This window comes from Kitasatospora sp. NPDC048239, from assembly GCF_043202015.1.
In the GTDB taxonomy this organism is placed as follows: Bacteria; Actinomycetota; Actinomycetes; order Streptomycetales; family Streptomycetaceae; genus Kitasatospora.
On sequence record NZ_JBICZP010000001.1, the window covers coordinates 787,030 to 811,609 of the forward strand.

Genomic DNA, 24,580 nt, shown 5'->3' on the forward strand with positions numbered 1-24,580 from the left:
AAGTTCCCCCGCGCGGGGGAAAAGCAGGACACATCCGGGTGAGGAGGGCCCTGCGGGGGCGAACCAAGATCGCTTGGCCCCCTAGGTTGGCCCGCGGCCCATCGATCCGCCCCCTGCCCCTTCCCCCGGACTCTTGGAGAGCCCTGTGCGGAACCCCCTGCCCTCGCGACGCGGCTTCCTGACCGCCGCGACCACCCTGCTGACCGCCGCCGCGCTCGGCGGCCCGCTGCTCGGCACCGGCCGGGCCGGCGGCCACTTCGACGCCCCGTCCGTCGCGCTGGACCAGCCGGCCAACCTCACCGACGTCTACGCCTTCACCAGCCCGGACGCCCCCGACACCGTCACCCTGATCGTCGACGTCCAGTCCGCCCAACTGCCCGGCGCCGCACCGCTCAACTACCCCTTCGCCACCCGCGCCCGGTACGAGATCCACGTCGACGCCACCGGCAACGGCGTGCCGGACCTCACCTACCGCTGGACCTTCCGCAACGAGGACCGCCGCCCCTTCGGCGCCGGCCCGATCGCCGCCACCCCGGTCCGCTCGCTGCGCGACCCGGGCCTGCTGTTCCGCCAGCGCTACACCCTGGAGCGGATCCGCCCCGGCCGGGCTGCCGAGACGCTCATCGCCGACGGCGTCGCCGTGCCCACCCACACCGGCCTCACGCTGATGCCCGACTACGGCGCCCTGCGCACGGAGGCCACCCGCGCCCTGCCCGGCGGCGGGCGCACCGTCGCCACCCAGAGCGCCGAGTCGTTCATCGCCGACATCCGGGTGTTCGGGCTCTTCGTGCTCGGCACCGCCGGCCCCGTCCCGGGCGCGCTGCCCGGCACCAACCCGCTCTCCGCGGTCAACGTCAGCAGCCTGATCCTCCAGGTGCCCAAGCGTGAACTCGCCCTCAACGGAGACCCGCAGCGCAACCCGGTGATCGGCGTCTGGTCCACCGTCTCGCGCGAGGGCGCCGACCTCTCCCGCGACCTGCGCACCCAGCAGGCGACGTACCGGCAGGTCGCCCGGCTCGGCAACCCGCACATCTGCTTCGCCCTGTGGGGCTCCTCCGCCGCCAACTCCGCCCCCGGCGGCCCCGAGGACCGCTTCAACTCCCGTGCCGCCGCCGACGACCACCTCGACCAGGCGTTCCTCGACGCCGCGCTCGACCCGGCGCCCCCGCACCGGATCCAGGACGCCCAGGGCTTCGCCGCCCCGTCCGGACCGCGCGAGGACATCCGGGCACTGTTCCTCGGCGGCATCGGACGCGACAACGGTGCGCGCTTCGGCCTCGACCTCACCGCCCCGTCCATGAACGCCGACGCCGACCCGCGCGCCGTCGTCTGGGCCGACGAGCTGCGGCTCAACCTCACCACCCCGGTGAGCGCCTCGCCCCACCCGGACGGCGTCCTCGGCGGAGACCTCCAGGGCTACCCCAACGGCCGGCGGCCCAACGACATCATCGACCCGCCGCTGCTGCGCATGCTGGAGGGCGAGCCCTGGAACGGGCGCTCCGCCGCCGGACTGCTGCCACCACCCGCCTTCGACTGGCAGCCCAAGCCGGCCGCGGACGCCTTCCCCTACCTCAACCTCCCGCACGCCGGGCCGTGACGGGGGACGCGCGGCCACGCCGAGGGGCCGGGCGGTAGGGACCGAAGCCGACGAGACGGGTGGGGCAGGAGTGGGGACGAGGGTGGAGACACCGGCGGGCAGGGCGCGTTGGGCGCTGCGGGCCCGGGTGGGGCGGGCCCTGGCGGCCGGCGGCCTGGTGCTCGCCTGCGCGGGCGGGCTGCTCGCGCTCGGACCGCGGGCGGCCGCGCCGGGCGGCCCGGTCCGCGCGGCGCCCCCGGTGAGCGGTGCCGCCGACCGGGTGGAGGAGGCCCGCGCCGCCGTCGAACGGCAACCCCAGGACCCTTCCGCCTGGGCGCGGTTGGCGCTCGCCAGGCTCGACCGCGCCCGCCTCACCCTGGACGCGGCCGACCTCGCCGCCGCCGAGCAGGCGCTGCACCGCTCGCTCGGCCTCCGCCCCGAGCGCAACTACGACGCGGTCGCCGGCCTCGGGCAACTCGCCAACGCCCGACACGAGTTCGGCGCGGCGGGGGAGTACGGCCGACAGGCGACGGCGATGGCGCCGGACCGGCCGGCCGGCTACGCGGTCCTCGCCGACGCCGAGATCCAGCTCGGCGACTACCCCGCCGCCACCGCGGCCGCCCAGCGCCTGCTCGACCTCGCCCCCACCGTGGCCGGCTACACCCGGGCCGCCTACGACCTGGAGACGCACGGCCGCGCCGAGGAGGCCCGACTCGCCCTCGAACGCGCCCTGGAGAGCGCGAGTACCCCCGCCGACCGGGCCTTCTGCGCGCACCGGCTGGGCGACCTCGCCTGGGAGTCCGGCCGGACCGACGACGCCGAGCAACACTACCGCCGGGCCCTCGCCGCGGCCCCCGGCGACCAGAGCGCCGAGGCCGGTCTCGCCCGGGTGCTCGCCGCCCAGGGGCGGACGGCGCAGGCGGCGCAGCGCTACCGCTCGCTGACCGACCGCGCGCCGACCCCCCAGTTCCTGCTGGAGTACGCAGAGTTGCTGCTCGCCGACGGGCAGCCGGCCCAGCAGCCGCTGACCGCCCTCGCGGCGGAGGCCCGGCTGCTCGCGGCCTCCGGCGGGCCGGTCGACCCGCAGCTTGGCCTCTACCTCGCCGACCACGGCGACCCCGCGGCCGCCGTCGCCCTGCTGCGCGGCGAACGGGCCGCCCGGCACAGCGTGCTGGTCGCCGACGCCCTCGGCTGGGCCCTGCACCGGGCCGGCCGCGACGAGGAGGCCATCGGCCACCTGCGCGAAGCCGCCCGGACCGGCTGGCACAGCACCGCCTTCGACTACCACCTCGGCGCCGTCGAGCACGCCCTCGGCCTCCCCGAGGCGGCCGGCCACCTGCGCCAGGCCCTCACCCGCAACCCCCGGTTCTCCCCGTACCACGCGCCCCGGGCAGCCGCGCTGCTCGACGAAGGAAACGAATGACCCGCCGACCGCTCACGGCCGCCGCCTGCGCGGCCGCCCTGCTGGCCGCCCTCGCCGCCACCGCGCCGGCCGCCCGGGCCCACCCGCTGGGCAACTTCACCGTCAACCGCTACGACGGCCTGCGGCTGCTGCCCGACCGGATCGAGGACACCGTCGTCGTCGACACCGCCGAGATCCCCACCGCGCAGGAGCAGGCCGCCACCGACACCGACCACGACGGCCGGATCGGCCCGGCCGAGGCCGCCGCCCGCGCTGCTGCCCGCTGCGCCGAACTCGCCCGCGCGGCCCGGGGGTCGGTCGACGGGCGGACGGTGGACTGGGAGGTCGCCGGATCCGGGCTGGAGTACCGGCCGGGCGCCGCCGACCTGCCCACCGCACGGCTCGGCTGCGCGCTGCGGGCCCGCGCCGACCTCGGCCGCGCGGCCACCGTCGCCTTCGACTCCGGGGCGGACCGCGAACGGCTGGGCTGGAAGGAGGTCAGCGCGAGCGGCGACCGTGTCCGGCTCGCCGCCTCGGACGTCCCGGCGGCCAGCGTCAGCAACGAACTGCGCGACTACCCCGCGGAGTTGACCGGAGCCCCGCCGGCCGTCGTGTCGGCGGCGCTGCGCACCGAGCCCTCGGGGGAGGCGGCCGCCCCCGTGCCGGAGCCCACCGGGCGGACGGCGACAGCGCCGGGGGAGTCGGCGGGGGCGCCGGCCGGCGAGCCGGTCCTCTTCCCCGCGCTGGAACGGCGGTTGGCCTCGCTTGCGGCGACGGCCGACCTGACCGTCCCGGTCGGCCTGTTGGCCCTGGCCCTCGCCCTTCTGCTCGGCGCGGGCCATGCGGCCCTGCCCGGCCACGCCAAGCTCGCCGTCGCGGCCTGCCTGGCCCGGCGCAGGGGCGGGGTGCGCGCCGCCCTCGCGGTCGGGGCCACCGTGACGGTGACCCACACGGCGGGTGTGCTGGTCACCGGGCTGGCGCTGACGGCCTCGATGACCCTGGCCGGCGAGCGGCTGCTCGGCTGGCTCGGCGCGGCGGGCGGTGCGTTGATCGCGGCGATCGGCGTCGGCCTGGTCGTCACGGCGGCCCGTACGCTCACCGGGCACGGGCACGGGCACGGGCATCACCACGGCCACGGCCACGATCACGGTAGTCACGGCCACGGCCACGGCCACGATCACGGCCACAGCCACAGCCACAGCCACGATCACGGTGGTCACCACCACCGGCATGGCGGCAGGCTCCCGCTGCTCGGCGTCGGCCTGGCCGGCGGCCTCGTCCCCAGCCCGTCCGCGCTGGTGATCCTGCTCGGCGCGGTGGCCCTGGGGCGGACGGCCTTCGGCGTCCTGCTGGTCCTCGGCTACGGCCTCGGCATGGCCCTCGCCCTGACCGCCGCCGGCCTGCTGCTCTCCGGCACCAGCACCCGCCTCGCCGCCCGTACGGCGGACCGCCTCCCCGCGCTGCGGCGGTACGCCCCCTACGGCAGCCTGGTCACGGCCGCGGTGGTACTGGCGGTGGGGGTGGGCCTGGCGCTGCGAAGCCTCGCCCAGGTGTGAGCGCGCCGCCCGGTCCGGGCGTGCCGACTGCGCCGGTGCGGTCCGCTCCGGCGCAGGCCGGTGCGCGGACCAGGCATCCGCTCGGAAGCGACCCAGCGGTCCGTCAAATGCCGTACTCCGCTCGGGAAATGACATGCACGCCCCTAGCCAACCGGCCAGTAACAGTCCTACGGTCGACTTCCCGTAGCCTCCACGGAGGAGCTGGCATGCAACGACGCCCCCACGCGCTCAGGCTCCCGGTCGCCGGACTCTCGGCGGCCCTCCTCGTCACCGCGACCCTCACGACCACCCCCGCCCCGGCCGCTCCCGCTCCCGCCGTGGCCGCCGCGCCCGGCGACTACTGCGGCGGCCGCTGCCTCGACATCCTGCCGCCCGGCGAGAACGGCAACGCCACCCTCGCCGACATCCTGGTGAACAAGGTCTTCGGCACCCGCCCCGCCCACACCGACGACCAACTCGGCCCGTACGCGGCCCTCGCGGCCAACTACCCGGGCCTCACCGAGGCCCAACTGCGCAGCTTCTTCAACGACGCCTCCTTCGGCGTCCCCGCCGACCAGGTGGCGAGCACCGTCCGGCCGCGCTCCGACGTCGCCATCGTCCGCGACAAGGCCACCGGAGTCCCGCACATCACCGGCACCACCCGGTACGGCACCGAGTTCGGCGCGGGGTACGCCGCCGCCCAGGACCGGCTCTGGCTGATGGACCTCTTCCGGCACGTCGGGCGCGGCCAGCTGTCCGGGTTCGCGGGCGGCGCCGCGGCCAACCGGCAGCTGGAGCAGAGCTTCTGGCAGGCCGCGCCCTACACCGAGGCGGAGCTCCAGCAGCAGATCGACTCCATCGCCACCCAGGGCGACCGGGCCCGGCAGGCGCTCGACGACGCCAAGGCCTACCTGGAGGGGATCAACCAGTACGTCAAGGAGTCCTACGACGGCCGCTACTTCCCCGGCGAGTACGACCTGACCGGGCACATCAACCCGATCACCAACGAGGGGTCGATCGAACCCTTCAAGCTCACCGACCTGGTGGCCCTCGCCTCCGTGGTCGGCGCGCTGTTCGGCTCCGGCGGCGGCGGCGAACTCTCCTCCGCCCAGGTCAAGACGGCCGCCGAGGCCCGCTACGGCAAGGAGGCCGGCGACGCCGTCTGGAAGTCGCTGCGCGAGGCCGAGGACGCGGAGGCCGTGCAGACCCTGCACGACGGGCAGGCCTTCCCCTACGCCCAGGTGCCGGACAGCCCGCAGGGCGCCGCGATCCCGGACCCGGGCTCGGTGGTGCCCGAGCGGATGGTCTACGACGCCACCGGCTCCGCCAACCAGCTCAGCACACCCGCACCCGGCGTCCTGCCCGGGGCGCTGCTCAGCGACCGGCACGGCATGTCCAACGCCCTGGTCGTCTCCGGGAGCCACACCGACGACGGCCACCCCGTCGCCGTCTTCGGCCCGCAGACCGGGTACTTCGCCCCGCAGCTGCTGATGCTGGAGGAGATCCAGGGCCCGGGCATCAGCGCCCGCGGCGCCGCGTTCGCCGGCCTCAGCTTCTACGTGCAGCTCGGCCGCGGCCAGGACTACGCCTGGAGCGCCACCTCCGCGGGCCAGGACATCACCGACACCTACGCCGTGCCGCTCTGCACCACCGACGGCTCGCCGGCCACCACCGCCGCCAACTCCTACCTGTGGCACGGGCAGTGCCTGCCGTTCGACCGGCTGGAGCGGAAGAACGCCTGGGCCCCGACCACGGCCGACTCCACCGCGGCCGGCTCGTACAGCCTGGTGATGTACCGGTCCAACTACGGGCTGGTCACCGCGCGCGGAACGGTCGGCGGCGCCCCGGTGGCCTTCGCCTCGCTGCGCTCCACCTACCGGCACGAGGCCGACTCCATCATCGGCTTCCAGGAGCTCAACGACCCCGGCGCGGTGCACGACGCGGCAGGGTTCCAGCGGGCCGCCCAGGACATCAACTACACGTTCAACTGGTTCTACGCGGACTCCAGGGACACCGCGTACTACAACTCGGGCAGCAACCCCGTCCGCCCGGCCGGGGTCGACCCGGGGCTGCCGCTGCGGGCCGAACCCGCCTACGAGTGGGCCGACTTCAACCCGGCGGCGAACACCGCCAGGTACACCCCGCCGGCCCGGCACCCGCAGTCGGTCAACCAGGACTACTACGTCTCCTGGAACAACAAGCAGGCCGACGCCTACACCGCGGCCGGGTTCGGCAACGGCTCGGTGCACCGCGCCAACCTGCTGGACGACCGGGTCAGGGCGCTGCTGGCGAACGGCGGCAAGGCGAGCCGGGTCACCCTCACCCAGGCGATGGAGAGCGCCGCCCTGGCCGACCTGCGGGCCGAGGACGTGCTGCCCGAGCTGCTGAAGGTGATCCGCAGCGCCCCGGTGACCGACCCGGCCACCGCCACGGCCGTGCAGCAGCTGGAGACCTGGCTGGCGCACGGCGCCCAGCGCCGGGAGACCTCGGCCGGCAGCCACGCCTACACGGACGCGGTCGCGATCCGGACCATGGACGCCTGGTGGCCGCTGGCGGCCGAGGGCGTGATGCGGCCCGGCCTCGGGGACGGGCTGTTCACCGCGCTGACCGGTGCGCTCCAGATCAACGAGTCCCCGTCGGGCGGGCAGGCCGGCCCCGGCGGCGGGTCGACCAGCGCCAACGAGTCGATCCCGCACAAGGGGTCCGCCTTCCAGTACGGGTGGTGGAGCTACCTGGACAAGGACCTGCGGTCCGTCCTCGGCCAGCCGGTGGCGAGCCCGCTGGCCAGGCCGTTCTGCGGCGGGGGAGACCTCGCGGCCTGCCGGTCGGTGCTGCTGGACACCCTGAGGCGGGCGGCCGCGCAGACCCCGGCCCAGGTGTACCCCGGCGACGCGGACTGCGCCGCCGGTGACCAGTGGTGCGCGGACACCGTCATCCAGCGGCCGCTGGGCGGGGTGACCGACCCCAAGACCACCTGGCAGAACCGCCCGACCTACCAGCAGGTCGTCCAGTTCACCTCCCACCGCTGAGCCCGTGGTGCGGGTGGGGCCCCGGACCCCCGGGGCCCCACCCGCGCCCGCCAGGGCCCGGCGCGCAGCACGTCACCGCGGGTCGGTTCAGCGGGGTTTGGCGGGCTTGACGGCGTACCAGAGGGTGACCGGCGTGCCGAGCGGTACGGATCTGCCCTGTTCGGGGTCGGTGCGCAGGGCCTGGCCCTCGGGGGTGCCGACGACGCCCTCGCTGTAGACCGTGACGTTGGTGAGGTGGGCGGCCTTCAGGGCCTGCTCGGCGGCGGCCCGGCTGAGGCCGGCGACCGCCGGGACGGTCGCCCGGCCGTCCGAGATCCGCAGGAACACCTTGCTGCCGGGGGCGACCCTGGTGCCCGCCTTCGGGTCGGTGCCGATGATCCGCAGCTCCGGGACGCCGCCACTGTCGACGTAGTCGCCGTCGACGGCGAAACCGAGGTCCTGGAGCCGCTGTTCGGCGGCCACCTGGTCCAGGCCGACCAGATCGGGCACCGCCACCTGCTTCGCGGAGGGGGACGCCGAGCGCGAGGGCGAGGCGGATCGCGAGGGCGAGGGGCGCGTCGGAGAGGGGGAGCGCGGGGGGACGGACGCGGACACGGACGGGGACACCGACTGCGACGGGGACGGCGCCGGTGAGGCGGTGGGCGCCGGGGTGGTCGGCGAGCCCTGCGCGGCCGTGCCGCCGAGCCCCCGGCCGAGCGCGAACACCAGGACGACGGCGACCAGTACGGCGATCACCACGGCGACCACCGCCGCCGGGCCGCAGCCGCGGCGCCGCGGGGGCAGCCGGTACTGCGGGCCCTGTACGGGGTGGTGGCCGGGGGCGGGGGCGCCGGGCCGACGGGCGGCGCCCTGGCCGTTGCGGGAGGGCCGGCGGCCGGAGCGGTCCTCGCGGCGGTCCCGGTCCCGATCCCGGTCGTCCCGGCCCTGGTCGTCCGGGGAGCGGTCGTCCCGATCCCGGTCGTCCCAGTCGGGTTCGATCCGGCCCGGGACGTCCACCGCGAACGCCGCGCACGCCGCCCCCTGCCCCGCGGACACCGACGACACCCGCAGCGCCACCCCGAACCGGTCGCTCCGGGCGCCCTGCACCTGCCCGGCCAGGTCGGCGCCCGGAACCCCGAACAGCGAGGCGATGTCCAGCCCGGCGCCGAGCCGGTCGAAGGGCGGGGTGTAGCGCAGCTCCACCGTCCGCGCGTGGTCGGGCGCCAGCGGCGCCTCCAGCTCCGCACGGTCGAACTCCAGCCGCCCCTCGACCTCCTCCACCGGCTCCAGCAGGTAGCCGGTGGAAACCTGCCCGGCGTTGCGGACCGTCAGCCGCACCACCACCGGGAACCCGGCCTCACCGAGCAGCCGGGCCGGCTCGCACCAGGCCTGGACGGCGGCGTTCAGCCCCGCCCGCAGGTCCGTCCCGCAGTGCGGGCCCGGACAGTGGACCCCGAGCCGCTCGGCGCCGTCCGTACGGGTGCCGCACAGGCGGCAGAACAGTCTCATGGTCCCCCCATAAGCCCGAACCCGCCTCCTGCGGGGGCCGGTTCACACCCCCGGTACCCGGCCGCCGCGCGGTGGAACCGCGGCTCCCCGAACCGCGTCCCGCCCGTGACCGATCGGCCCCGCACTCGTCACCAAGCGGGCGGGGCCGTGGAGTTCACCGGGAACGCGCTCGCCGAACAGGGGGAGGGATCCAGCCGTTTTCAGCGGAAGTCATCACAGCAGTCTGGGAGAAGCCCATCCTGGTCCCCACGCATCAGGCTGGGCGCGCGCGGGTGATGTCGCTGCACGCTGCCGCCCCGCGTGTCGCACCTGCTCCCCTGCCCTCCTCCCGTTGTAGGAGAACCAGATCATGACCACCCAGAGCGCGTCGTCGAGAACCGTCCCCCACGGTCCGCTGAACCGGCTCAACCACGGTTCGCACCGCGCCGCACTGAACATCTTCATGGTGATCGTGCTCGGCCACTGGGCCGAACACCTCACCCAGGCCTACCAGATATGGGGCCTCGGCTGGACGGTGCCGAAGTCCAAGGGCCTCCTCGGATACCAGTACCCCTGGCTGGTGACCTCGGAGTGGATGCACTACGGATACGCGCTCGTCATGATCATCGGGCTGTTCCTGCTGCGCCCGGGCTTCGTGGGACGCGGCCGCACCTGGTGGACGGTGGCGCTGGTGATCCAGTTCTGGCACCACATCGAGCACCTGCTGCTGTTGCTGCAGGCGCAGACCCACCACTTCCTGTTCGGGAAGGCCGCGCCCACCTCGGTGCTGCAGCTGGTCTTCGCCCGGGTCGAACTGCACCTCTTCTACAACACCATCGTCTTCATCCCGATGGTGATCGGCATGTACTACCACCTGCGCCCCAGCCGTCAGGAGCTGTCCGAGATGACGTGCAGCTGCCGTCACGTCGTCCACCGGCACGAGGTCGCGGCCACCGCGTGAGTGCCACCGGATCGCTGCGGTCCTTCCGGCGGACCGTTGCCGTCGGCGTCGGTGTCGCCGTGCTGCTGCTCGTCGCGCTGGCCTGGATCAGCGCCCGGGAGCCGGTCCGGCTGTCCGGCGCCGCCCCGGCCGACGGCGGTGCGGTCGCCGACGCCCCCGAGGAGGTGGCGCTGACCTTCTCGGGGGACGACTTCGCCCCCCAGTCGGTCTACCTCCAGGTCAACGGACCGGACGGGTTGCCGGTCACCGACGGCGCCGCGCGGCTGGACGGCCGCCGCGTGGTGTCGCCGGTCCGGATCAGGACCCCCGGCGAGTACCTGGTCACCTACCGGCTCACGTTCGGCGACGGCGACGTCTCGGGCACGACCGCCTTCGCGGTCGGGCCCGGGGCGGCCGGCCGGCCCGCCGCCGCCCCGGTGGACGACGGACTGTCGGCGCACGAGCACACGATGGACGGCGTCTGGAACCTGCTGCTGCTGTGCGTCGACGCCGTCCTGCTGCCGGGGGCCGTCCTGCTGATGCTGCGTCGCCCGCGGGTGCGCCGCGAACGCCCGGCGGGCCCGGTCGGCTCGGGCTGAGCCCCGCCGGTCCGTCGGCACCCGCGGAACGGCGGGTGCCGACGGTGTCCGGGGCCGAACGCCCGGGCGCCGCCGGCACCGGTGGTGCGGGGGCGGTCAGCCGCCGTACTGGGCGAAGATCTTCGCGAACTCGTACGGCTGCTGCGCGATGTTGGTGCACTTGAACAGTGCGCCGGTGCAGGCGTTGGCGTCCCGGGTGGCGTCCCAGAAGGCCAGCTCGCCGAGGTGGTGCTGCTTGGCGAAGGCGACCAACTGCTGGGCGTCCGCCTGGTTGTAGACCTGGTGGTCGTCGTTCTCCCCGATCATCGGGGTGACGCCGACCATGGCCCAGAGCTGGGCGTCGGTCTTCGCCGGGTAGAGCGCCTTGAGCTGCCCGTACAGCGCCTGGGCCGCCTGGACGGCGGCGTCGCCGTAGTCGGAGCCGATCCGGTAGTAGTCCATCGCCATGATGTTCACCAGGTTGACGTCCACGCCGGCGTCCCGGGCCGAGCGGACGATGGCGACGCCCTCGGAGGTCAGGCCCTCGGGCAGCACCGGCAGGGTGAAGGAGACCTTCAGCCCCGGGTTGGCCTTCTGCAGCTTGGCGAGCGCGGCGGACCGGCGGTCGTTGGCGGCGGTGTCGGCGATCGCGGCGCCCTCGATGTCGAAGTCGACGAAGCGCAGGTTGTAGGCCTTGACCACGGCGTCGTACTCGGCGAGGAGGGAGTCCACGGTGCTGCAGGCGGCGGCGAGTTCGGTACCGCTGGCGCCGCCGAAGGACACCTTGACGTCGCCGCCGGCCGCGCGCAGCGCGTCCACCTGGTCCTTGGCCCAACCGGTCCGCGGGTCATAGGCGTTGAACCAGCTGGCCTTGCAGCCGACGCCGGTGACGAAGCCCATGGTGAAGGACTTCAGGTTGCCGGCCGCGGCCATCGCGGGCATCGACGGGGTCGGCCAGGCGCCCATGTCGATGTAGGGGGCGACCGGGACGGCGGCGCCGGGCGGCGGCGTGGTCGGCGTGGCGGTCGGCGTGGCGGTGGGGGAGGCGGTGGGCGTGGTCGAAGTGGGCGGCGGGGTACTGGGGTTGCCGCCCGGTCCGGTGAGCGCGACGTCGTCGGCGAGGTAGCCGCCCTGCCCGTACCAGCCGTGCAGGTACACGGTGACGCTGGTGGTGGCCGGCCCGGTGGTGAAGGTGGTGGACAGCTGCTGCCAGCCGGTGCCGCCGGGCGTCCAGACGGCCGGGTCGGTGACCCCGCTGCCGGTCGCGCCGAGGTAGACGTACGGGCCCTGCACCCAGGCGCTCAGCGTGTACCTGGTGTTGGGCTGCACGGCGACGTTCTGGCCGCACTGCGCGGTGTCGCCGCTGCCCACGGCGCCCTTGAGCGCGTACGAGCCGCTGTGCGCGCCGGTGTTGACCACGCTGCCGGTACCGGCGGAACAGCTCCAGGGGCCGAGCGAGCCGCTCTCCAGGCCCGGGTTGGCGAGCAGGTTGCCGTCGGCCGCGCCGGCGTTCCCGGCGAGGGTGGCGAGCCCCCCGGCCGCCAGGGCGGTGGCGGCGGCGAGGGTGAGCAGCTTGGTGCGCACGGCGGGGCGGCGGTGCGTGGTGGCGGGGTGGTGCGCGCGTGGCATGGGGGTGCCTCTCGGGACGGCGTCCCGCCGCCTGCGGGAGTGGGGGTGCGCGGCGGCGGGGCTGGGGGCGTGATGTCCGGTGCAAGGGAGGTGCGCGGTGCTGAGCATCAAACTGGACTAGACCAGCTGTGCACGTCAAGCATTAACGGGACATCAAAAGGCGCGGCGCAGCCCGTCTTACACAGTGGTTAAGGTTCCCGCGGCGCCGAGGACGGGCTCTATGGTGTCGCGATGACCAGAGACCTGCGCATCTGCTTCATCGGCGACTCCTTCGTCCAGGGCATCGGGGATCCGGAGTTCCGCGGCTGGGTCGGCCGGGTCCTCCAGGCCGTCGGCGGGGACGTCACCGCCTTCAACCTGGGCATCCGGCGGAACACCTCCGCGGACGTGCTGCGCCGCTGCTGGAGGGAGGTCGACGCGCGGACCCTCCCCGATGCGGACAACCGGCTCGTCGTCTCGTTCGGCAGCAACGACACCACCCTGGAGGACGGCCGGCCGCGGGTGGCGCCGGAGCGCTGCGTGGAGAACCTCGCCGCGCTGCTGGACGGGGCCCGGGAGCGCGGCCTCGGGGTGCTGGTGGTCGGGCCGCCGCCGGTGGTCTTCCGGGGCGAGGAGCACCTGGGCCGGCTGCTGGAGCTCGCCGACGCGCTCGCGGTGCTCTGCGCCGGGCGCGGTGTGCCCTTCGTGGACGTGACCGGGGAGCTCGCCGAGGACCCGGTGTGGGTGGCCGAGGCCGGCGGCGGCGACGGCGCGCACCCCTGGGCGGGCGGCTACGAGCGGCTCGCCGGGCTGGTGCTGCGGGCCGGCTGGCGGCGCTGGGCGGCCGGCGGCGAGCTCCGGGAGGAAGGCGCTTGACCTTGAGTGCACTCCAAGGTGGAGGCTGATGCCTGTTGATCCGCGCTACGAAGGAGCACCGGAAGATGCGTACCAGCACGCTTGGCAGCCAGGGCCCGGAGATCGGTGTGGTCGGCCTCGGCTGCATGGGGATGACCTGGGCCTACGACCTGCACAACCGCGACGACGAGACCTCGGTGAAGGTGATCAGGGAGGCGCTGGACCTCGGCGTCACACTGATCGACACCGCCGACATCTACGGCCCGTACAGCAACGAGGAGGTGGTCGGCGCGGCCCTCGCCGGCCCCTACCGGGAGCGCGCGGTGCTCGCCACCAAGGTGGGCCTGGTGCCGGGCACCGACGGCCGGCGGGTCGGGAACAACGGCCGGCCGGAGCACGTGCGGCGCTCGATCGACGAGAGCCTGCACCGCCTCGGCACCGACCACGTCGACCTGTACCAGCTGCACCGGGTGGACCCGGAGGTGCCGATCGAGGAGACCTGGGGCGCGCTCGCCGAGGTGGTCGCGGCGGGCAAGGCGCGCCGGATCGGCCTCTCCGAGGTGGGCGTCGAGGAGATCAGGCGGGCGCAGGCGGTGCACCCGGTGGCCTCCGTGCAGTCGGAGCTGTCGCTGTGGACCAGGGACGCCCTGGCCGAGGTGCTGCCCTACACCGAGGCGGAGGGCATCGCCTTCCTGCCGTTCTCGCCGCTCGGGCGGGGCTTCCTCACCGGCGGCATCTCCTCCGCGGACGAGCTGCCCGCCGACGACTTCCGCCGCTCGCTGCCGCGCTTCCAGCAGGAGGCGCTGACGGCCAACCTGGCGCTGGTGGAGAGGGTGAAGGAGGTCGCCGCCCGGGTCGGCGCGACGCCCGCGCAGGTGGCGCTGGCCTGGGTGCTGGCCCAGGGCCGGTACGTCTTCCCGATTCCGGGCACCAAGACGCCGCGCTACCTGGCGGACAACGCGGGTGCGGCCGGGGTGGTCCTCGGCGCGGCCGACCTCGCCGAGCTGGACGCGCTGCCCGCGCCGACCGGCGGGCGGTACTGAGCCACCGGGCGCCGAGGGGGGCCGGCCTCCCCGCGGCGCCCGGCTCAGCGCTCCATGACCCAGATCATCTTCCGGCCGGTCTCGCCCGGCGCCCGGACCGCCGCGTCCACCACCCGGTCGAGCCGGTAGCCGAGCTTGCGGGGGACGGCGGCGCTGGCGCCGTTCGCCTCGTCGCAGTGGATCTCCACCCGCTCGACGCCGGGCAGTTCGAGCGCCGCGGCGGTGAGCGCCCGGGCGGCGGCGGTGGCGATGCCCCGCCCGGTGTGCCCGGAGCCCACCCAGTAGCCGAGCTCCAGCGCGCCGGGGCCGATCCGGCCGTGCAGCCCGAACGCGCCGACCACGCTGCCCGGGGCGGCGTCCAGGCAGGCCAGGTACATGAAGTCGGTGCCTGCCTCCCAGGCGCCGGCGCCGGCCTCGACCAGCTCGGCGGTGACCTCCGGGCTCGGCGCCTCGGCCGCCCACTCCATCCACGGCCGCAGATGGTCGAGGTCGGCCAGCACGGCCGCGTTGAGCGCGGCCGCGTGCCGGCCGGCCCGGCGGTGCAGCGACACCCCGCCGGCCAGCGGCAGCAGCTCGGGCGGCCGGCCGGCGCTGACCTCGCGCGGTCGGGCGGCGGCCCCGCGCGGTTCGGTGGCGCCGGGCCCGGGGGCCTGCCCGGGCTGCCCGGCCTCTGCGCCGGAGAGCGGCATGACGTGACTCATGCCAGCGATTATGTCGGCCGCCAGGGCTGGTCACCACCGATTACCGGACGCCGCCGCAGGCGCGTCAGAGGCGCACCAGGACGTCGTCGAGCTCCTTGCGCCGAAGATCGGGCACGCGCGCCCCCTGCGCCGGGTACCCGACCGGGATCACGTACGCGGCCCGCTCCTCGGCGGGGCGCTCGCACACCTCGTTGAGGAACTTCATCGGGCTCGGGGTGTGGGTCAGCGTGGCCAGCCCGGCCTGGTGCAGCGAGGCGAGCAGCAGCCCGACCGCGATGCCCACCGACTCCTTGGTGTAGTACGGGCGCGGCGAGTGCGGTCCCTTGTGCACCTCGAAGACGACGATCACGGCGGGCGCGTCCTCCAGGAACGGCTTGCGCCAGTCGGTGCCGATCGGGGCCAGCGCGCTCAGCCACTCCTCGGAGGCCCGGTGCGCGTAGAACTCGCGCTCCTCGGCCTCGGCGGCCTCCCGCAGCCGCCGCTTGCGCTCCGGGTCGGTGATCACCACGAACCGCCAGGGCTGGACGTGCGCGCCGCTGGGCGCGGTGTTCGCGGTGCGGATCGCCCACTCGACCACGCCGTCCGGGATCGGGTGGGTCGCGTAGTCGCGGACGGTCCGGCGCCGGGCCATCACGTCGTGGAAGGACCTGCTGCGCGCCTCGGCCTCGTGGGCGGGCACCGTCATCGGGCTCAGCGGGACGGTCGGGTGGGGCGTCCCTGCCACTGCACTGTCAACCATGGGCGACAGCACAGCACATGACGGGCGGCCGGGGAAGAGGCCGGTCCAGACCACTCCCCGGCCGCCGGTCCTCGGCCGGGCGGCTCAGCTCTCGCGGACGCGCCCGCCCCCGACCTCGATCCGCCGGTTCACCGACACGGTGTCCAGCATCCGCCGGTCGTGCGTGACCAACAGCAGCGTGCCGGTGTACGAGGCCAGCGCCGACTCCAACTGCTCGATGGCGGGCAGGTCCAGGTGGTTGGTGGGCTCGTCCAGCACCAGCAGGTTGACCCCGCGCGCCTGGAGCAGCGCCAGCGCCGCCCGGGTGCGCTCGCCGGGGGAGAGGGTGCCGGCCGGGCGCAGCACGTGCGCCGCCTTCAGCCCGAACTTGGCGAGCAGGGTGCGCACCTCCTCCGGCGAGAGCTCCGGCACGGCGGCCGCGAAGGCGTCCGAGAGCGGCTCCCCGCCGAGGAACAGGCCGCGCGCCTGGTCCACCTCGCCGACCACCACGCCCGAGCCCAGCACGGCGCTGCCGCCGTCGAGTTCGAGCCGGCCGAGCAGCGCGGCGAGCAGCGTGGACTTGCCCGCGCCGTTGGCACCCGTGATCGCGACCCGGTCGGCCCAGTCGATCTGCAGGTCCACCGGGCCGAAGGCGAAGTCGCCGCGCCGCACGGTCGCCCCGCGCAGGGTGGCCACCACCGAGCCGGAGCGCGGCGCGGCGGCGATCTCCATCCGGAGCTCCCACTCCTTGCGCGGCTCCTCGACCACGTCCAGGCGCTCGATCATCCGCTGGGTCTGCCGGGCCTTGGAGGCCTGCTTCTCGGTGGACTCGGTGCGCATCGCGCGGCCGATCTTGTCGTTGTCGCTGGACTTGCGGCGCGCGTTGCGCACCCCGTGCTCCATCCAGCCGCGCTGCATCCGGGCCCGGGCCTCCAGGCCGGCCTTGGTGTCGGCGTACTCCTCGTAGTCCTCGCGGGCGTGCCGGCGGGCCACCGCGCGCTCCTCCAGGTACGCCTCGTAGCCGCCGCCGTACACGTTGACCTGCTGCTGGGCGAGGTCCAGCTCCACCACCCTGGTCACCGTCCGGGCCAGGAACTCGCGGTCGTGGCTGATCAGCACGGTGCCCGCGCGCAGGCCCCTGACGAAGGACTCCAGGCGCTCCAGGCCGTCCAGGTCGAGGTCGTTGGTCGGCTCGTCGAGCAGGAAGACGTCGTAGCGGGAGAGCAGCAGCGAGGCCAGGCCGGCGCGGGCGGCCTGGCCGCCGGAGAGCGCGGTCATCGGCAGGTCGAGCGAGACCTTCAGGCCGAGCGAGTCGGCGACCTCCTCGGCCCGCTCCTCCAGGTCGGCGCCGCCGAGCTCCAGCCAGCGGTCCAGGCTCTCCGCGTACGCGTCGTCGGCGCCGGGGCGGCCGTCGACCAGGCCCTCGGTGGCCTCGTCCAGTGCGGCCTGCGCGGCCGCGACGCCGGTGCGGCGGGCCAGGAAGGCGCGGACGGACTCGCCCTCGTGCCGCTCCGGCTCCTGCGGCAGGTGGCCGATGTTGGCGCTCGCCGGGCTGAGCCGCAGCGAGCCGCCCTCGGGGGTGTCCAGTCCGGCCAGCAGCCGCAGCAGCGTCGACTTGCCGGCGCCGTTCACGCCGACCAGCCCGATCACGTCGCCGGGGGCGACGACCAGGTCCAGGCCGGAGAAGAGGGTGCGGTCGCCGTGTCCGGCGCTGAGGTCCTTGACTACGAGTGTGGCGCTCATGATGCCCCCGATTCTATGAGAGCCCGGGGGCCGCGGGACGGCGCAGGGGCCGCGGCACCGGTCGCCGCGGCCCCTGCGGGGTCAGGATGTGCCCGAGGTCACTTGGACTTCTTGGCGAAGTAGTCCAGCATGTGCGCGGCCACGTCCTCCAGGTACGGGCCCGCCTCGTAGGTGTTGGCGGCGTTGCCGACGGAGGTGTCGCTGACCAGGACCTGCTTGCCGTCCTTGGTGGCGAACCAGCCGCCGCCGCTGCTGCCGCCGGTCATGTTGCAGCCGATCACCAGCATCGCCGGGCGGCTCGGGTCGCCGCCGGGCTTGCGGACCGGCGCCTTGCCGCTGTCGCAGTGGTCCAGCTCGGTGCCGTCGAAGGGCTTGCCGGCCGGGTAGCCGTAGCTGTTCACGGCGGTGAGCTGCTCGCGCGGGGCGTTGAACCAGATCGGGACGGAGCCGCCGACGGTCTCCTCCAGCGACTTCCCGCCGGACGGGTTGGCGACCCTGATGATGCCGAAGTCGTACTGGCTCCACGGGCCGCCGTGCTCCGGGTCGGCCTCGCCCGCCCACTGCGGGGAGACCATGCCGCCGACCGCGCCCCACTCGCCGTACGGCTCGGCGGCGGCCTCGTCGCCCTTCTTGCCGCCGCTCAGCGCACCGTTGCTGTTGTACGCCGGGGCGAAGCTGATGTTGGTGTAGTACTTGCCGCCCTTGCCGCTGTGCAGGCAGTGGCTGGCGGTCCACACCAGGTTGCTCTTGCCGGGGTTGAGCGGGTCGGAGACGACGGTGCCGGAGCACACGTAGTCCTCGTTGCCGTCCTTGAAGAAGATCTTCCCGTTGACGTGCAGGTTCTTCGCGAACGGGTGCGCGGCCGGCTTGGCCTCGATCACCTGCGGCATCGGGTCGCCGCCGCCGGGGGGCGGGGTGGCCGGGGCCGGCGCGGTCGGCTGGGCCGTGGGCTGCGCGGTCGGCTGGGCGGGCGGCTGCGTCGGGTCGGGCTGGGGGCTCGGCATCGGCTTCGGCTTGGCGTCCAGCAGCTTCTGGAGGGTCCAGTAGCCCTTGACCGCCGGGGTGATGACGTTCTGCTGGGCCCACTTGTCCCAGTCCTCGAACTTCCAGCCCTTCAGTTCCTCGACCGTCGGCAGCTTGATCGGCGCGGCGCCGGTCTTGCCGGGGGGCGCCGTCGTGGTCCCGGCCGCGGTCGGTGCCGCGGTCTGCGCGCCGGCCGGGTCGCTGTTGTCCGGGCCGCAGGCGGTCGCGAGGACCATCGTCAGGGTGACGACGGACGCGCCCAGCGCAGCACGCTTCGTACGGGATATCGGTGACATCGGCTCAATTCCCCCTGTGAACGGTGCCCCTGCGCTACGAGCCGCAGGCGTGGCAGGTGAGGAGTCTGCCATGCGGACCAGGGGCTCTTCACGTACGGCCCGGTCCGGGACGCTCCTGTCACCGGATCGGCACCGGATCGGCACGGTGTAGGCACCGGGCACGATCCTCCGCCCGTGGACCACCGATTCCGGGCCCCGCCCGAAAACCGGTTGCAGGCCCGCGGGGCCTTTCGTAGCGTGATCAGTGCCACCCGCCAGAACAGGAGAAGGCCGTTGCTCTACTGAGGTCCCGAGACACCGCCCCGCCGCGCCACAGCCGTACCGGCATGTGCGTGCGCCGCGCGAGTGTGCGACCTCAGTGGTGAGCCGGCCCGGTGTTTCCTCCGGTCGCGGGTGCTCCCACGTCTCCGCCGCACCTCCGCCGCACCCGCGGTGTCTCCCGTGTTGCTCCCTCGACCAGATTCGGCAACCACCGGGAGGCCATCCATGGCACAACCCACCATCTCCGTCCTCTGCTCCGACCTCTCCTTCGAGTGGCCCGACGGCAAGCCCGTCCTGGACGGCTTCAACCTCGCCGTCGGCCCCGGCCGCACCGGCCTGATCGGGCTGAACGGCGCGGGCAAGTCCACCCTGCTGCGACTCGTCGCGGGTGAGCTCGCCCCCACCGGCGGCACCGTCCGGGTCGCCGGCGAGCTCGGCTACCTGCCGCAGGGCCTCACCCTCGACACCGGACTGCGGGTCGACGAGGCGCTCGGCATCCGGACCGCCCGGGAGGCCCTGCACGCCATCGAGTCCGGCGACACCGACCAGCGCCACTACGACGCCCTCGGTGACGACTGGGACGTCGAGGAGCGCGCCCGCGCCACCCTCGACCGGCTCGGGCTGCAGCGGCTCGGCCTCGACCGCACCACCGGCGAACTCTCCGGCGGGGAGGCCGTACTGCTGCGCCTGGCCGCGCTGCTGCTGCGCCGCCCCGACGTCCTGCTGCTCGACGAGCCCACCAACAACCTCGACCGCGCCGCCCGTGAGCGGCTCTACGAGACGGTGGCCGGCTGGAGCGGGGTGATGCTGATCGTCAGCCACGACCGCGAACTGCTCCAGCACGTCGACCAGATCGCCGACCTCAGGGCCGGCGCCGTCACCTGGTACGGCGGCAACTTCGCCGCGTACGAGCACACCCTCGCCGCCCAGCAGGAGACCGCCGAGCGGCTGCTGCGCACCGCCGAGGCCGATGTCCGGCGCCAGAAGCGGGACTTGGTCGACGCCCGGACGAAGCTGGAGCGCAGCGCCAGCTACGGCAGGCAGCGCTCGGTCACCCGCAACGACCCGCACATCTTCGCCGGCAAGCTGAAGCGCCAGGGCCAGGAGACGGCCGGCCGCCTCCAGGGCATGCACAACGAGCGGCTGGAGGACGCCAAGCAGCGCCTCACCGCCGCCGAGGAGGCCGTCCGGGACGACGCCGAGATCCGGATCGACCTGCCCCGGACGAACGTCCCGGCCGGCCGCACCGTGCTCACCCTCGACAAGGTCCGGCTCCCCTACGGCATCACCGCCGACCTCGACCTGCGCGGCCCCGAGCGGGTCGCCCTGGTCGGCCGCAACGGCGCGGGCAAGTCCACCCTGCTGCGCGCCATCGCGGGCGAACTCGCCCCGCTGGCCGGGGAGGTGACCGCCCCGGTGCCGCTGCGCCACCTGCCGCAGCGGCTCGACCTGCTGGACGACGGGCTGACCGTCGTCGGGAACGTCAAGCTCTTCGCCCCCGGGGCGGGGGACAACGCCGTCCGGGCCCGGCTCGCCCGGTTCCTGTTCCGCGGCGGCCGGGCCGACCAGCCCGCCGCCACGCTCTCCGGCGGGGAGCGCTTCCGGGCCACGCTGGCCGCCCTGTTGCTGGCCGACCCGCCGCCGCAGCTGCTGCTGCTCGACGAGCCGACCAACAACCTGGACCTGGCCAGCGTCCGCCAGCTGACCCAGGCGCTCGCCGCCTACCAGGGCGCGCTGATCGTCGCCAGCCACGACCTGCCGTTCCTGCGCGGGCTCGGCCTCACCCGCTGGCTGGAGCTGGACGGCGAGCTGCGGGCGGTGGACCCGATGTAGGGCCGGTCTTTCCCGGGGGCGGACGGACAGACGGCCGCGCGCCCAGGGGCATCATGCCCCTGGGCGCGCGGTGGTCGGGTGCGGTCGGGCCCTCAGGCCCTCAGGCCCTCAGGCCGTCAGGCCGTCGGGCCCGGGCCGTTCGGACCTCAGGCCTCGGCCGGCCGCAGCCTGCCCCGGACGAGTGTGCCGAGCCGGTCCAGCCCGACCACGGTCGCCGCGAGCACCACGAACTCCACCGTGAGCAGCGCGATCTGGCCCCACACGTAGCCGTAGCCCTTGGTGGTCGGGTCGAAGAAGAAGTAGGGGTAGGGCATCGGGTAGTTGGAGAACAGCGCGTTGCGGGCCAGCACGATCGCCGCGTAGCCGAGCGGGAAGGCCAGCCAGAGCGGGATGTCCCGCCAGGCGGAGGCGTTGCGCGGCTTCAGCGTCAGCCAGTCGATGATCACCATCACCGGTGTGACGTAGTGCAGGAAGAAGGAGGACCAGTGGGCCAGCTTGTCCGGCCCGTCGAACAGCCCGGGCAGCGGGTTGGCGCCGTGCTCCAGCAGGACGTGCGAGACCAGGCCGGTGATCAGGATGTACAGCGTGGCGGCCCCGCGCAGCCGGGGAGCGGGCGCGTCGACGGTGCCGCGCTTGACCATCCAGTACACCGCGCCGAGGAAGTAGCCGAGCACGATCACATTGCTCTGGATCGTGAAGTACACCAGCGGCGCGGTCTGGAGGGTCAGGCCGAGGCCTGCCGAGAGCACGATGCCCAGGCGCCACCAGAGCGCAGGGCGGGTCCGGACTGACATGCGGCCACCAGTTCGTTTCAGGCGATACGGGAGGTATCGGACGGCTTGACTGCCGAACTCTACTCGCTGGTAGCCAAAGGGCGGAAGAAACGTCACTGCCGCCGTCCGCGCGGCCCCCGTCACCCGGGCAGCACGAACCCCGACTCGTACGCGGTGATCACCGCCTGGGTGCGGTCCCGGGCCCCGAGTTTGCCGAGCACGCTGCCGACGTGCGTCTTGACCGTCTCCTGGCTGACCACCAGGCGCCCCGCGATCTCGCCGTTGTTCAGCCCGGCCGCCATCAGCCGCAGCACCTGCCCCTCCCGGTCGGTGAGCCGGTCGATCGGGCCGCGCCCGCCCCGGCCGGCCTCGGCCCGCCGGGCCGGCTCCCGGCGCAGCGCGAGCTCGCGCACGGCGGCCGGGAAGAGCAGCGAGTCCCCGCGCGCGACCAGCCGCACCGCCTGCACCATCTCCTCCGCCCGGGCCCGCTTCAGCAGGAACCCGCAGGCGCCCGCCCGCAGCGCGTCGTACACGTGGTCGTCGTGCTCGAAGGTGGTGACCACCAGGATCCGCGGGGGCTCGGGCATCCCGGCGACCAGCTGCTCGGTGGCCCGGATGCCGTCGATGCCGGGCATCCGGACGTCCATCAGCACCACGTCCGGCCGCAGCTCGCGCACCAGCGGGACGACCTCGGCGCCGTCGGCGGCCTCGCCGACCACGGCGAGGTCCGGCTCGGCGTCGATCACCACCCGCAGGCCCGTCCGCACCAGGCGCTCGTCGTCCGCGATCACCACCCGGATCGTCTCGTTCGTGCCGTTCACTGTGCTCCTCCCACCGGCAGCCAGACGGCCAGCCGCCATGTCGTCCCGTCCTCCGTCGGCCCGGCCTCGCAGCCGCCGCGCAGCACCGCCGCCCGCTCGCCGATCCCGCGCAGCCCCCGGCCGCCGCCCGGCCGGCTGGGGCGGGTCGGGCCCATCGGGCTGGTCAGCTCGATCTGCAGCCGGCCCGCCGCCAGCCCCACCCGCAGCCGGGCCGGTGCGGATCCGGCGTGCCGCAGCACATTGGTCAGGCCCTCCTGCACGATCCGGTACGCCTCGCGGGAGACGCCGGCCGGCAGCCGGTTCAGCCCGGGGGCGAGGTCGGCGTCGACCGCCACCCCGGTGCGGCCGAGCTGGCGCAGCAGGTCGCCCAGCCTGGCCAGGGTCGGCCCGGGGTCCGGCGGATCCGCCCGGTCCTCCTCGCGCAGCAGGCCGAGCACGGTGTCCAGGTCGGCGACGGCCGCCCGCGCGGTCTCGCCGATCGCCTCCAGCGCCTCGGCCGCGAAGTCCGGGTCGGTCCGCAGCACCCGGGCGGCGGCCGAGGCCTGGATGCCGACCGCGCTGAGCGCGTGGCCGACCGAGTCGTGCAGCTCGCGGGCGAGCCGGTTGCGCTCGGCGAGCACGGTGGCCCGGCGCTCGGCGGCGGCCAGCCGCTCCTCCGGGGTCGGGCCGAGCAGGACCGGCGCCCAGCGGGCCAGCAGCGCGCCGAGGGCGGCGCTGGTGCCGACGATCAGCAGCAGCAGGGCGAGGCCGAGCAGCGGGGCCGGCAGCCGGCCCGGGAGGCCCCGGTCCTGCCAGAACCCCACCGCGTCGTTCACCGCTGGCCCGCCCAGCGGAGCGATCAGCAGCACCACCGCGAACGGCGTCCCGGCCAGGGTCATCCCGCTGACCACCCCGCCGAACAGCACGTGCAGGACGTAGAAGGCGGCGGTCCGGCGCCGGGCCGCCCAGGACCTGGCCGGGCCGGTGGACACCTCCTCGGCCCGCTCCGGCGCGCAGAGCGCCCGGGCGGCCGCCCCCTCCAGCGACCGGACCGTCGGCACCAGCGCGGTGACGGCGGCCATCGGCAGGGACAGCGCGAGCGAGGCGAAGTAGAGCAGGATCTGGACGGGCTGCCCGTGGCTCGGGTCGAGCGCCCCGAGCAGGACGACGGAGAGCATCCAGTACGGCATCAGCAGCGCGCCGCCGAGCACCAGGTGCACCCAGCGCAGCCGCGCCCGCCGCCCGAGCAGGGCGCTGCCCGCCCGCCGCGCCCCGCCGACCATGCCCGTGCCCGCCCTCGTGCCCGCCCCCGTGCTCACCCGGTCGACTCTACGTCAGCGGCCCCGGCCCCCACGGAGCCTGCCGCCGCCCGCTCGACCAGGGCGACCGAACCCACCGCCAGCACCAGGAGCCCGGTCACCACCTGGACGGACTCCACCAGGGTGAGCAGTCCGGGCACCGCACGGCGCAGGTCGGTCACCGTCGTGAACGTCCCGTAGGCCACCAACTGCCAGGAACCCCAGGCGAACAGGGAGCCGCCCGCCGTCCACGCCACGGCCAGCGGTACCCGCAGGCGCCATCGTGGCCGGGCCCGGAAGACCAGGAGCGGCAGCGCCGCCGCGGCGGCCACCGCCATCATCGCCGTCACGCAGTCCATGACCGCCACGCCCCGGCCGCGCTCGTCCGCCCACTCGGCCGGCAGCCCGGCCGTCCCGCCCGCCGCCCAGTACACCCGGGCCACGGCGACCCCGAGACCGAGCAGTGCGGCCACACAGGCGAAGGCACGCTGGACGGTGAGCGTGGGGGAGTCGGGCAGCCCGCCGATCCGGTCGCGCAGCAGACCCGCCCAGCGCTGCCGCGCGTACAGCAGGAAGGTGGTGATCAGCGCGACGCCCTGGACGGCGAACCCGCCGTACACCACCGGGAACACCCAGCCGGCCGGCCCGCCGCCCGCGCCGTCCTCGGCGCCGGAGGTGTCCTCGGGCCCGAGCACCAGCGGGCTGAGCAGGAACAGCGGCAGCGCCACCAGGATGGTGCCGAGCAGCCCGGTCGCCACCCACATCGGGAACGCCAGCAGCCCGGCCGGCGCCCGCCGCCCCCACGGCCGGACGAAGGCGAGGGCCAGCAGCACCGCGATCGCGTCCATGCCGAAGCTCAGCAGGTTCACCAGCCAGAGGTCGTCCAGCTGGTCCGAGTCGCCGGCCCCGACGGAGTGGCCGGTCAGCCAGAGCAGTTTGAGCGACAGATACGGAAGGGTCGCGGCGACGGCCACCCCGGCCGCCGCACCTCGCACCCTGCCGACGGAGGTCGTTGAGGTCATGCCCCCACGCTCCCGCGGGCGGGGCCGCGGCTACGTCCCCCCACCACACGATCCGCCTCCCCCTGTGGGGGGATCCGGC

The 24,580-nt window shown here is 74.8% G+C and carries 19 protein-coding genes; 9 read left to right on the top strand and 10 right to left on the bottom strand.

All coding sequences use genetic code 11. The features are described 5' to 3' along the window. Positions 1 to 145 precede the first annotated feature (145 nt). The 4 genes from ACGFZP_RS03455 to ACGFZP_RS03470 all read left to right on the top strand — a co-directional run bounded on the left by ACGFZP_RS03455 (position 146) and on the right by ACGFZP_RS03470 (position 7,542). Positions 146 to 1,597, top strand: a complete 1,452-nt coding sequence (locus ACGFZP_RS03455; RefSeq protein ID WP_392928072.1) for a DUF4331 domain-containing protein — start codon at positions 146 to 148, stop codon at positions 1,595 to 1,597. A gap of 82 nt (positions 1,598 to 1,679) precedes the next feature. Beyond that, complete coding sequence (locus ACGFZP_RS03460) at positions 1,680 to 2,999, top strand: tetratricopeptide repeat protein (protein ID WP_392928073.1); 1,320 nt, start codon at positions 1,680 to 1,682, stop codon at positions 2,997 to 2,999. After that, on the top strand, positions 2,996 to 4,534 hold the full coding sequence (locus ACGFZP_RS03465; RefSeq protein ID WP_392928076.1) for a nickel transporter: 1,539 nt from the start codon (positions 2,996 to 2,998) through the stop codon (positions 4,532 to 4,534). Before ACGFZP_RS03460 ends, ACGFZP_RS03465 begins: the two co-directional genes overlap by 4 nt. Positions 4,535 to 4,740: 206 nt before the next feature. Then, complete coding sequence (locus ACGFZP_RS03470; protein ID WP_392928079.1) at positions 4,741 to 7,542, top strand: penicillin acylase family protein; 2,802 nt, start codon at positions 4,741 to 4,743, stop codon at positions 7,540 to 7,542. A gap of 87 nt (positions 7,543 to 7,629) precedes the next feature. Here the strand turns inward: ACGFZP_RS03470 and ACGFZP_RS03475 are convergent, their stop codons facing one another. Then, positions 7,630 to 9,030: a PASTA domain-containing protein gene (locus tag ACGFZP_RS03475; protein WP_392928081.1), complete on the bottom strand. Its 1,401-nt coding sequence runs from the start codon at positions 9,028 to 9,030 to the stop codon at positions 7,630 to 7,632. 349 nt (positions 9,031 to 9,379) lie between these two features. Between ACGFZP_RS03475 and ACGFZP_RS03480 the strand changes: the two genes are divergently transcribed. Beyond that, positions 9,380 to 9,970: a hypothetical protein gene (locus ACGFZP_RS03480; RefSeq protein WP_392928083.1), complete on the top strand. Its 591-nt coding sequence runs from the start codon at positions 9,380 to 9,382 to the stop codon at positions 9,968 to 9,970. Continuing rightward, a complete protein-coding gene (locus ACGFZP_RS03485; RefSeq protein WP_392928084.1) occupies positions 9,967 to 10,548 on the top strand; it encodes a copper resistance CopC family protein in 582 nt (193 codons plus the stop codon). Before ACGFZP_RS03480 ends, ACGFZP_RS03485 begins: the two co-directional genes overlap by 4 nt. A 96-nt stretch (positions 10,549 to 10,644) precedes the next feature. On the opposite strand, the gene ACGFZP_RS03490 is transcribed toward ACGFZP_RS03485, so the two are convergent. Continuing rightward, positions 10,645 to 12,156 (bottom strand): carbohydrate binding domain-containing protein, encoded by a 1,512-nt coding sequence (locus ACGFZP_RS03490; RefSeq protein ID WP_392928085.1) that lies wholly within the window; start codon positions 12,154 to 12,156, stop codon positions 10,645 to 10,647. Positions 12,157 to 12,387: 231 nt separating this feature from the next. Between ACGFZP_RS03490 and ACGFZP_RS03495 the strand changes: the two genes are divergently transcribed. Next, positions 12,388 to 13,011, top strand: a complete 624-nt coding sequence (locus ACGFZP_RS03495) for a GDSL-type esterase/lipase family protein (protein ID WP_392928086.1) — start codon at positions 12,388 to 12,390, stop codon at positions 13,009 to 13,011. Positions 13,012 to 13,076: 65 nt separating this feature from the next. Then, a complete protein-coding gene (locus tag ACGFZP_RS03500) occupies positions 13,077 to 14,033 on the top strand; it encodes an aldo/keto reductase (RefSeq protein WP_392928089.1) in 957 nt (318 codons plus the stop codon). A gap of 44 nt (positions 14,034 to 14,077) precedes the next feature. Here ACGFZP_RS03500 and ACGFZP_RS03505 read toward each other — a convergent pair whose 3' ends face one another. The 4 genes from ACGFZP_RS03505 to ACGFZP_RS03520 all read right to left on the bottom strand — a co-directional run bounded on the left by ACGFZP_RS03505 (position 14,078) and on the right by ACGFZP_RS03520 (position 18,514). Further along, positions 14,078 to 14,734 carry a GNAT family N-acetyltransferase gene (locus ACGFZP_RS03505; RefSeq protein WP_392928092.1) on the bottom strand — a complete coding sequence of 219 codons (657 nt, stop codon included), beginning with the start codon at positions 14,732 to 14,734 and terminating at the stop codon, positions 14,078 to 14,080. Between the two features lie 64 nt (positions 14,735 to 14,798). After that, positions 14,799 to 15,473, bottom strand: a complete 675-nt coding sequence (locus ACGFZP_RS03510) for a nitroreductase family protein (RefSeq protein ID WP_392928094.1) — start codon at positions 15,471 to 15,473, stop codon at positions 14,799 to 14,801. A gap of 84 nt (positions 15,474 to 15,557) precedes the next feature. After that, positions 15,558 to 17,195: an ABC-F family ATP-binding cassette domain-containing protein gene (locus tag ACGFZP_RS03515; RefSeq protein ID WP_392928097.1), complete on the bottom strand. Its 1,638-nt coding sequence runs from the start codon at positions 17,193 to 17,195 to the stop codon at positions 15,558 to 15,560. Between the two features lie 98 nt (positions 17,196 to 17,293). Further along, entirely contained in the window at positions 17,294 to 18,514 is a 1,221-nt protein-coding gene (locus ACGFZP_RS03520) for a trypsin-like serine peptidase (RefSeq protein WP_392928099.1), read from the bottom strand. 486 nt (positions 18,515 to 19,000) lie between these two features. On the opposite strand from ACGFZP_RS03520, the gene ACGFZP_RS03525 reads away from it, so the two are divergent. Then, positions 19,001 to 20,608 carry an ABC-F family ATP-binding cassette domain-containing protein gene (locus tag ACGFZP_RS03525; RefSeq protein ID WP_392928101.1) on the top strand — a complete coding sequence of 536 codons (1,608 nt, stop codon included), beginning with the start codon at positions 19,001 to 19,003 and terminating at the stop codon, positions 20,606 to 20,608. 146 nt (positions 20,609 to 20,754) lie between these two features. Here ACGFZP_RS03525 and ACGFZP_RS03530 read toward each other — a convergent pair whose 3' ends face one another. The 4 genes from ACGFZP_RS03530 to ACGFZP_RS03545 all read right to left on the bottom strand — a co-directional run bounded on the left by ACGFZP_RS03530 (position 20,755) and on the right by ACGFZP_RS03545 (position 24,501). Further along, positions 20,755 to 21,402, bottom strand: a complete 648-nt coding sequence (locus tag ACGFZP_RS03530) for a Pr6Pr family membrane protein (RefSeq protein ID WP_392928103.1) — start codon at positions 21,400 to 21,402, stop codon at positions 20,755 to 20,757. Between the two features lie 119 nt (positions 21,403 to 21,521). Further along, the gene (locus tag ACGFZP_RS03535) at positions 21,522 to 22,241 is read right to left on the bottom strand and encodes a response regulator (RefSeq protein ID WP_392928105.1); all 720 of its coding nucleotides are present in this window, start codon (positions 22,239 to 22,241) and stop codon (positions 21,522 to 21,524) included. Next, entirely contained in the window at positions 22,199 to 23,500 is a 1,302-nt protein-coding gene (locus ACGFZP_RS03540) for a sensor histidine kinase (protein ID WP_392928106.1), read from the bottom strand. The genes ACGFZP_RS03535 and ACGFZP_RS03540 overlap by 43 nt, the downstream gene beginning before the upstream one ends. Then, positions 23,497 to 24,501: a hypothetical protein gene (locus ACGFZP_RS03545; RefSeq protein ID WP_392928108.1), complete on the bottom strand. Its 1,005-nt coding sequence runs from the start codon at positions 24,499 to 24,501 to the stop codon at positions 23,497 to 23,499. Before ACGFZP_RS03545 ends, ACGFZP_RS03540 begins: the two co-directional genes overlap by 4 nt. Positions 24,502 to 24,580: the final 79 nt, after the last annotated feature.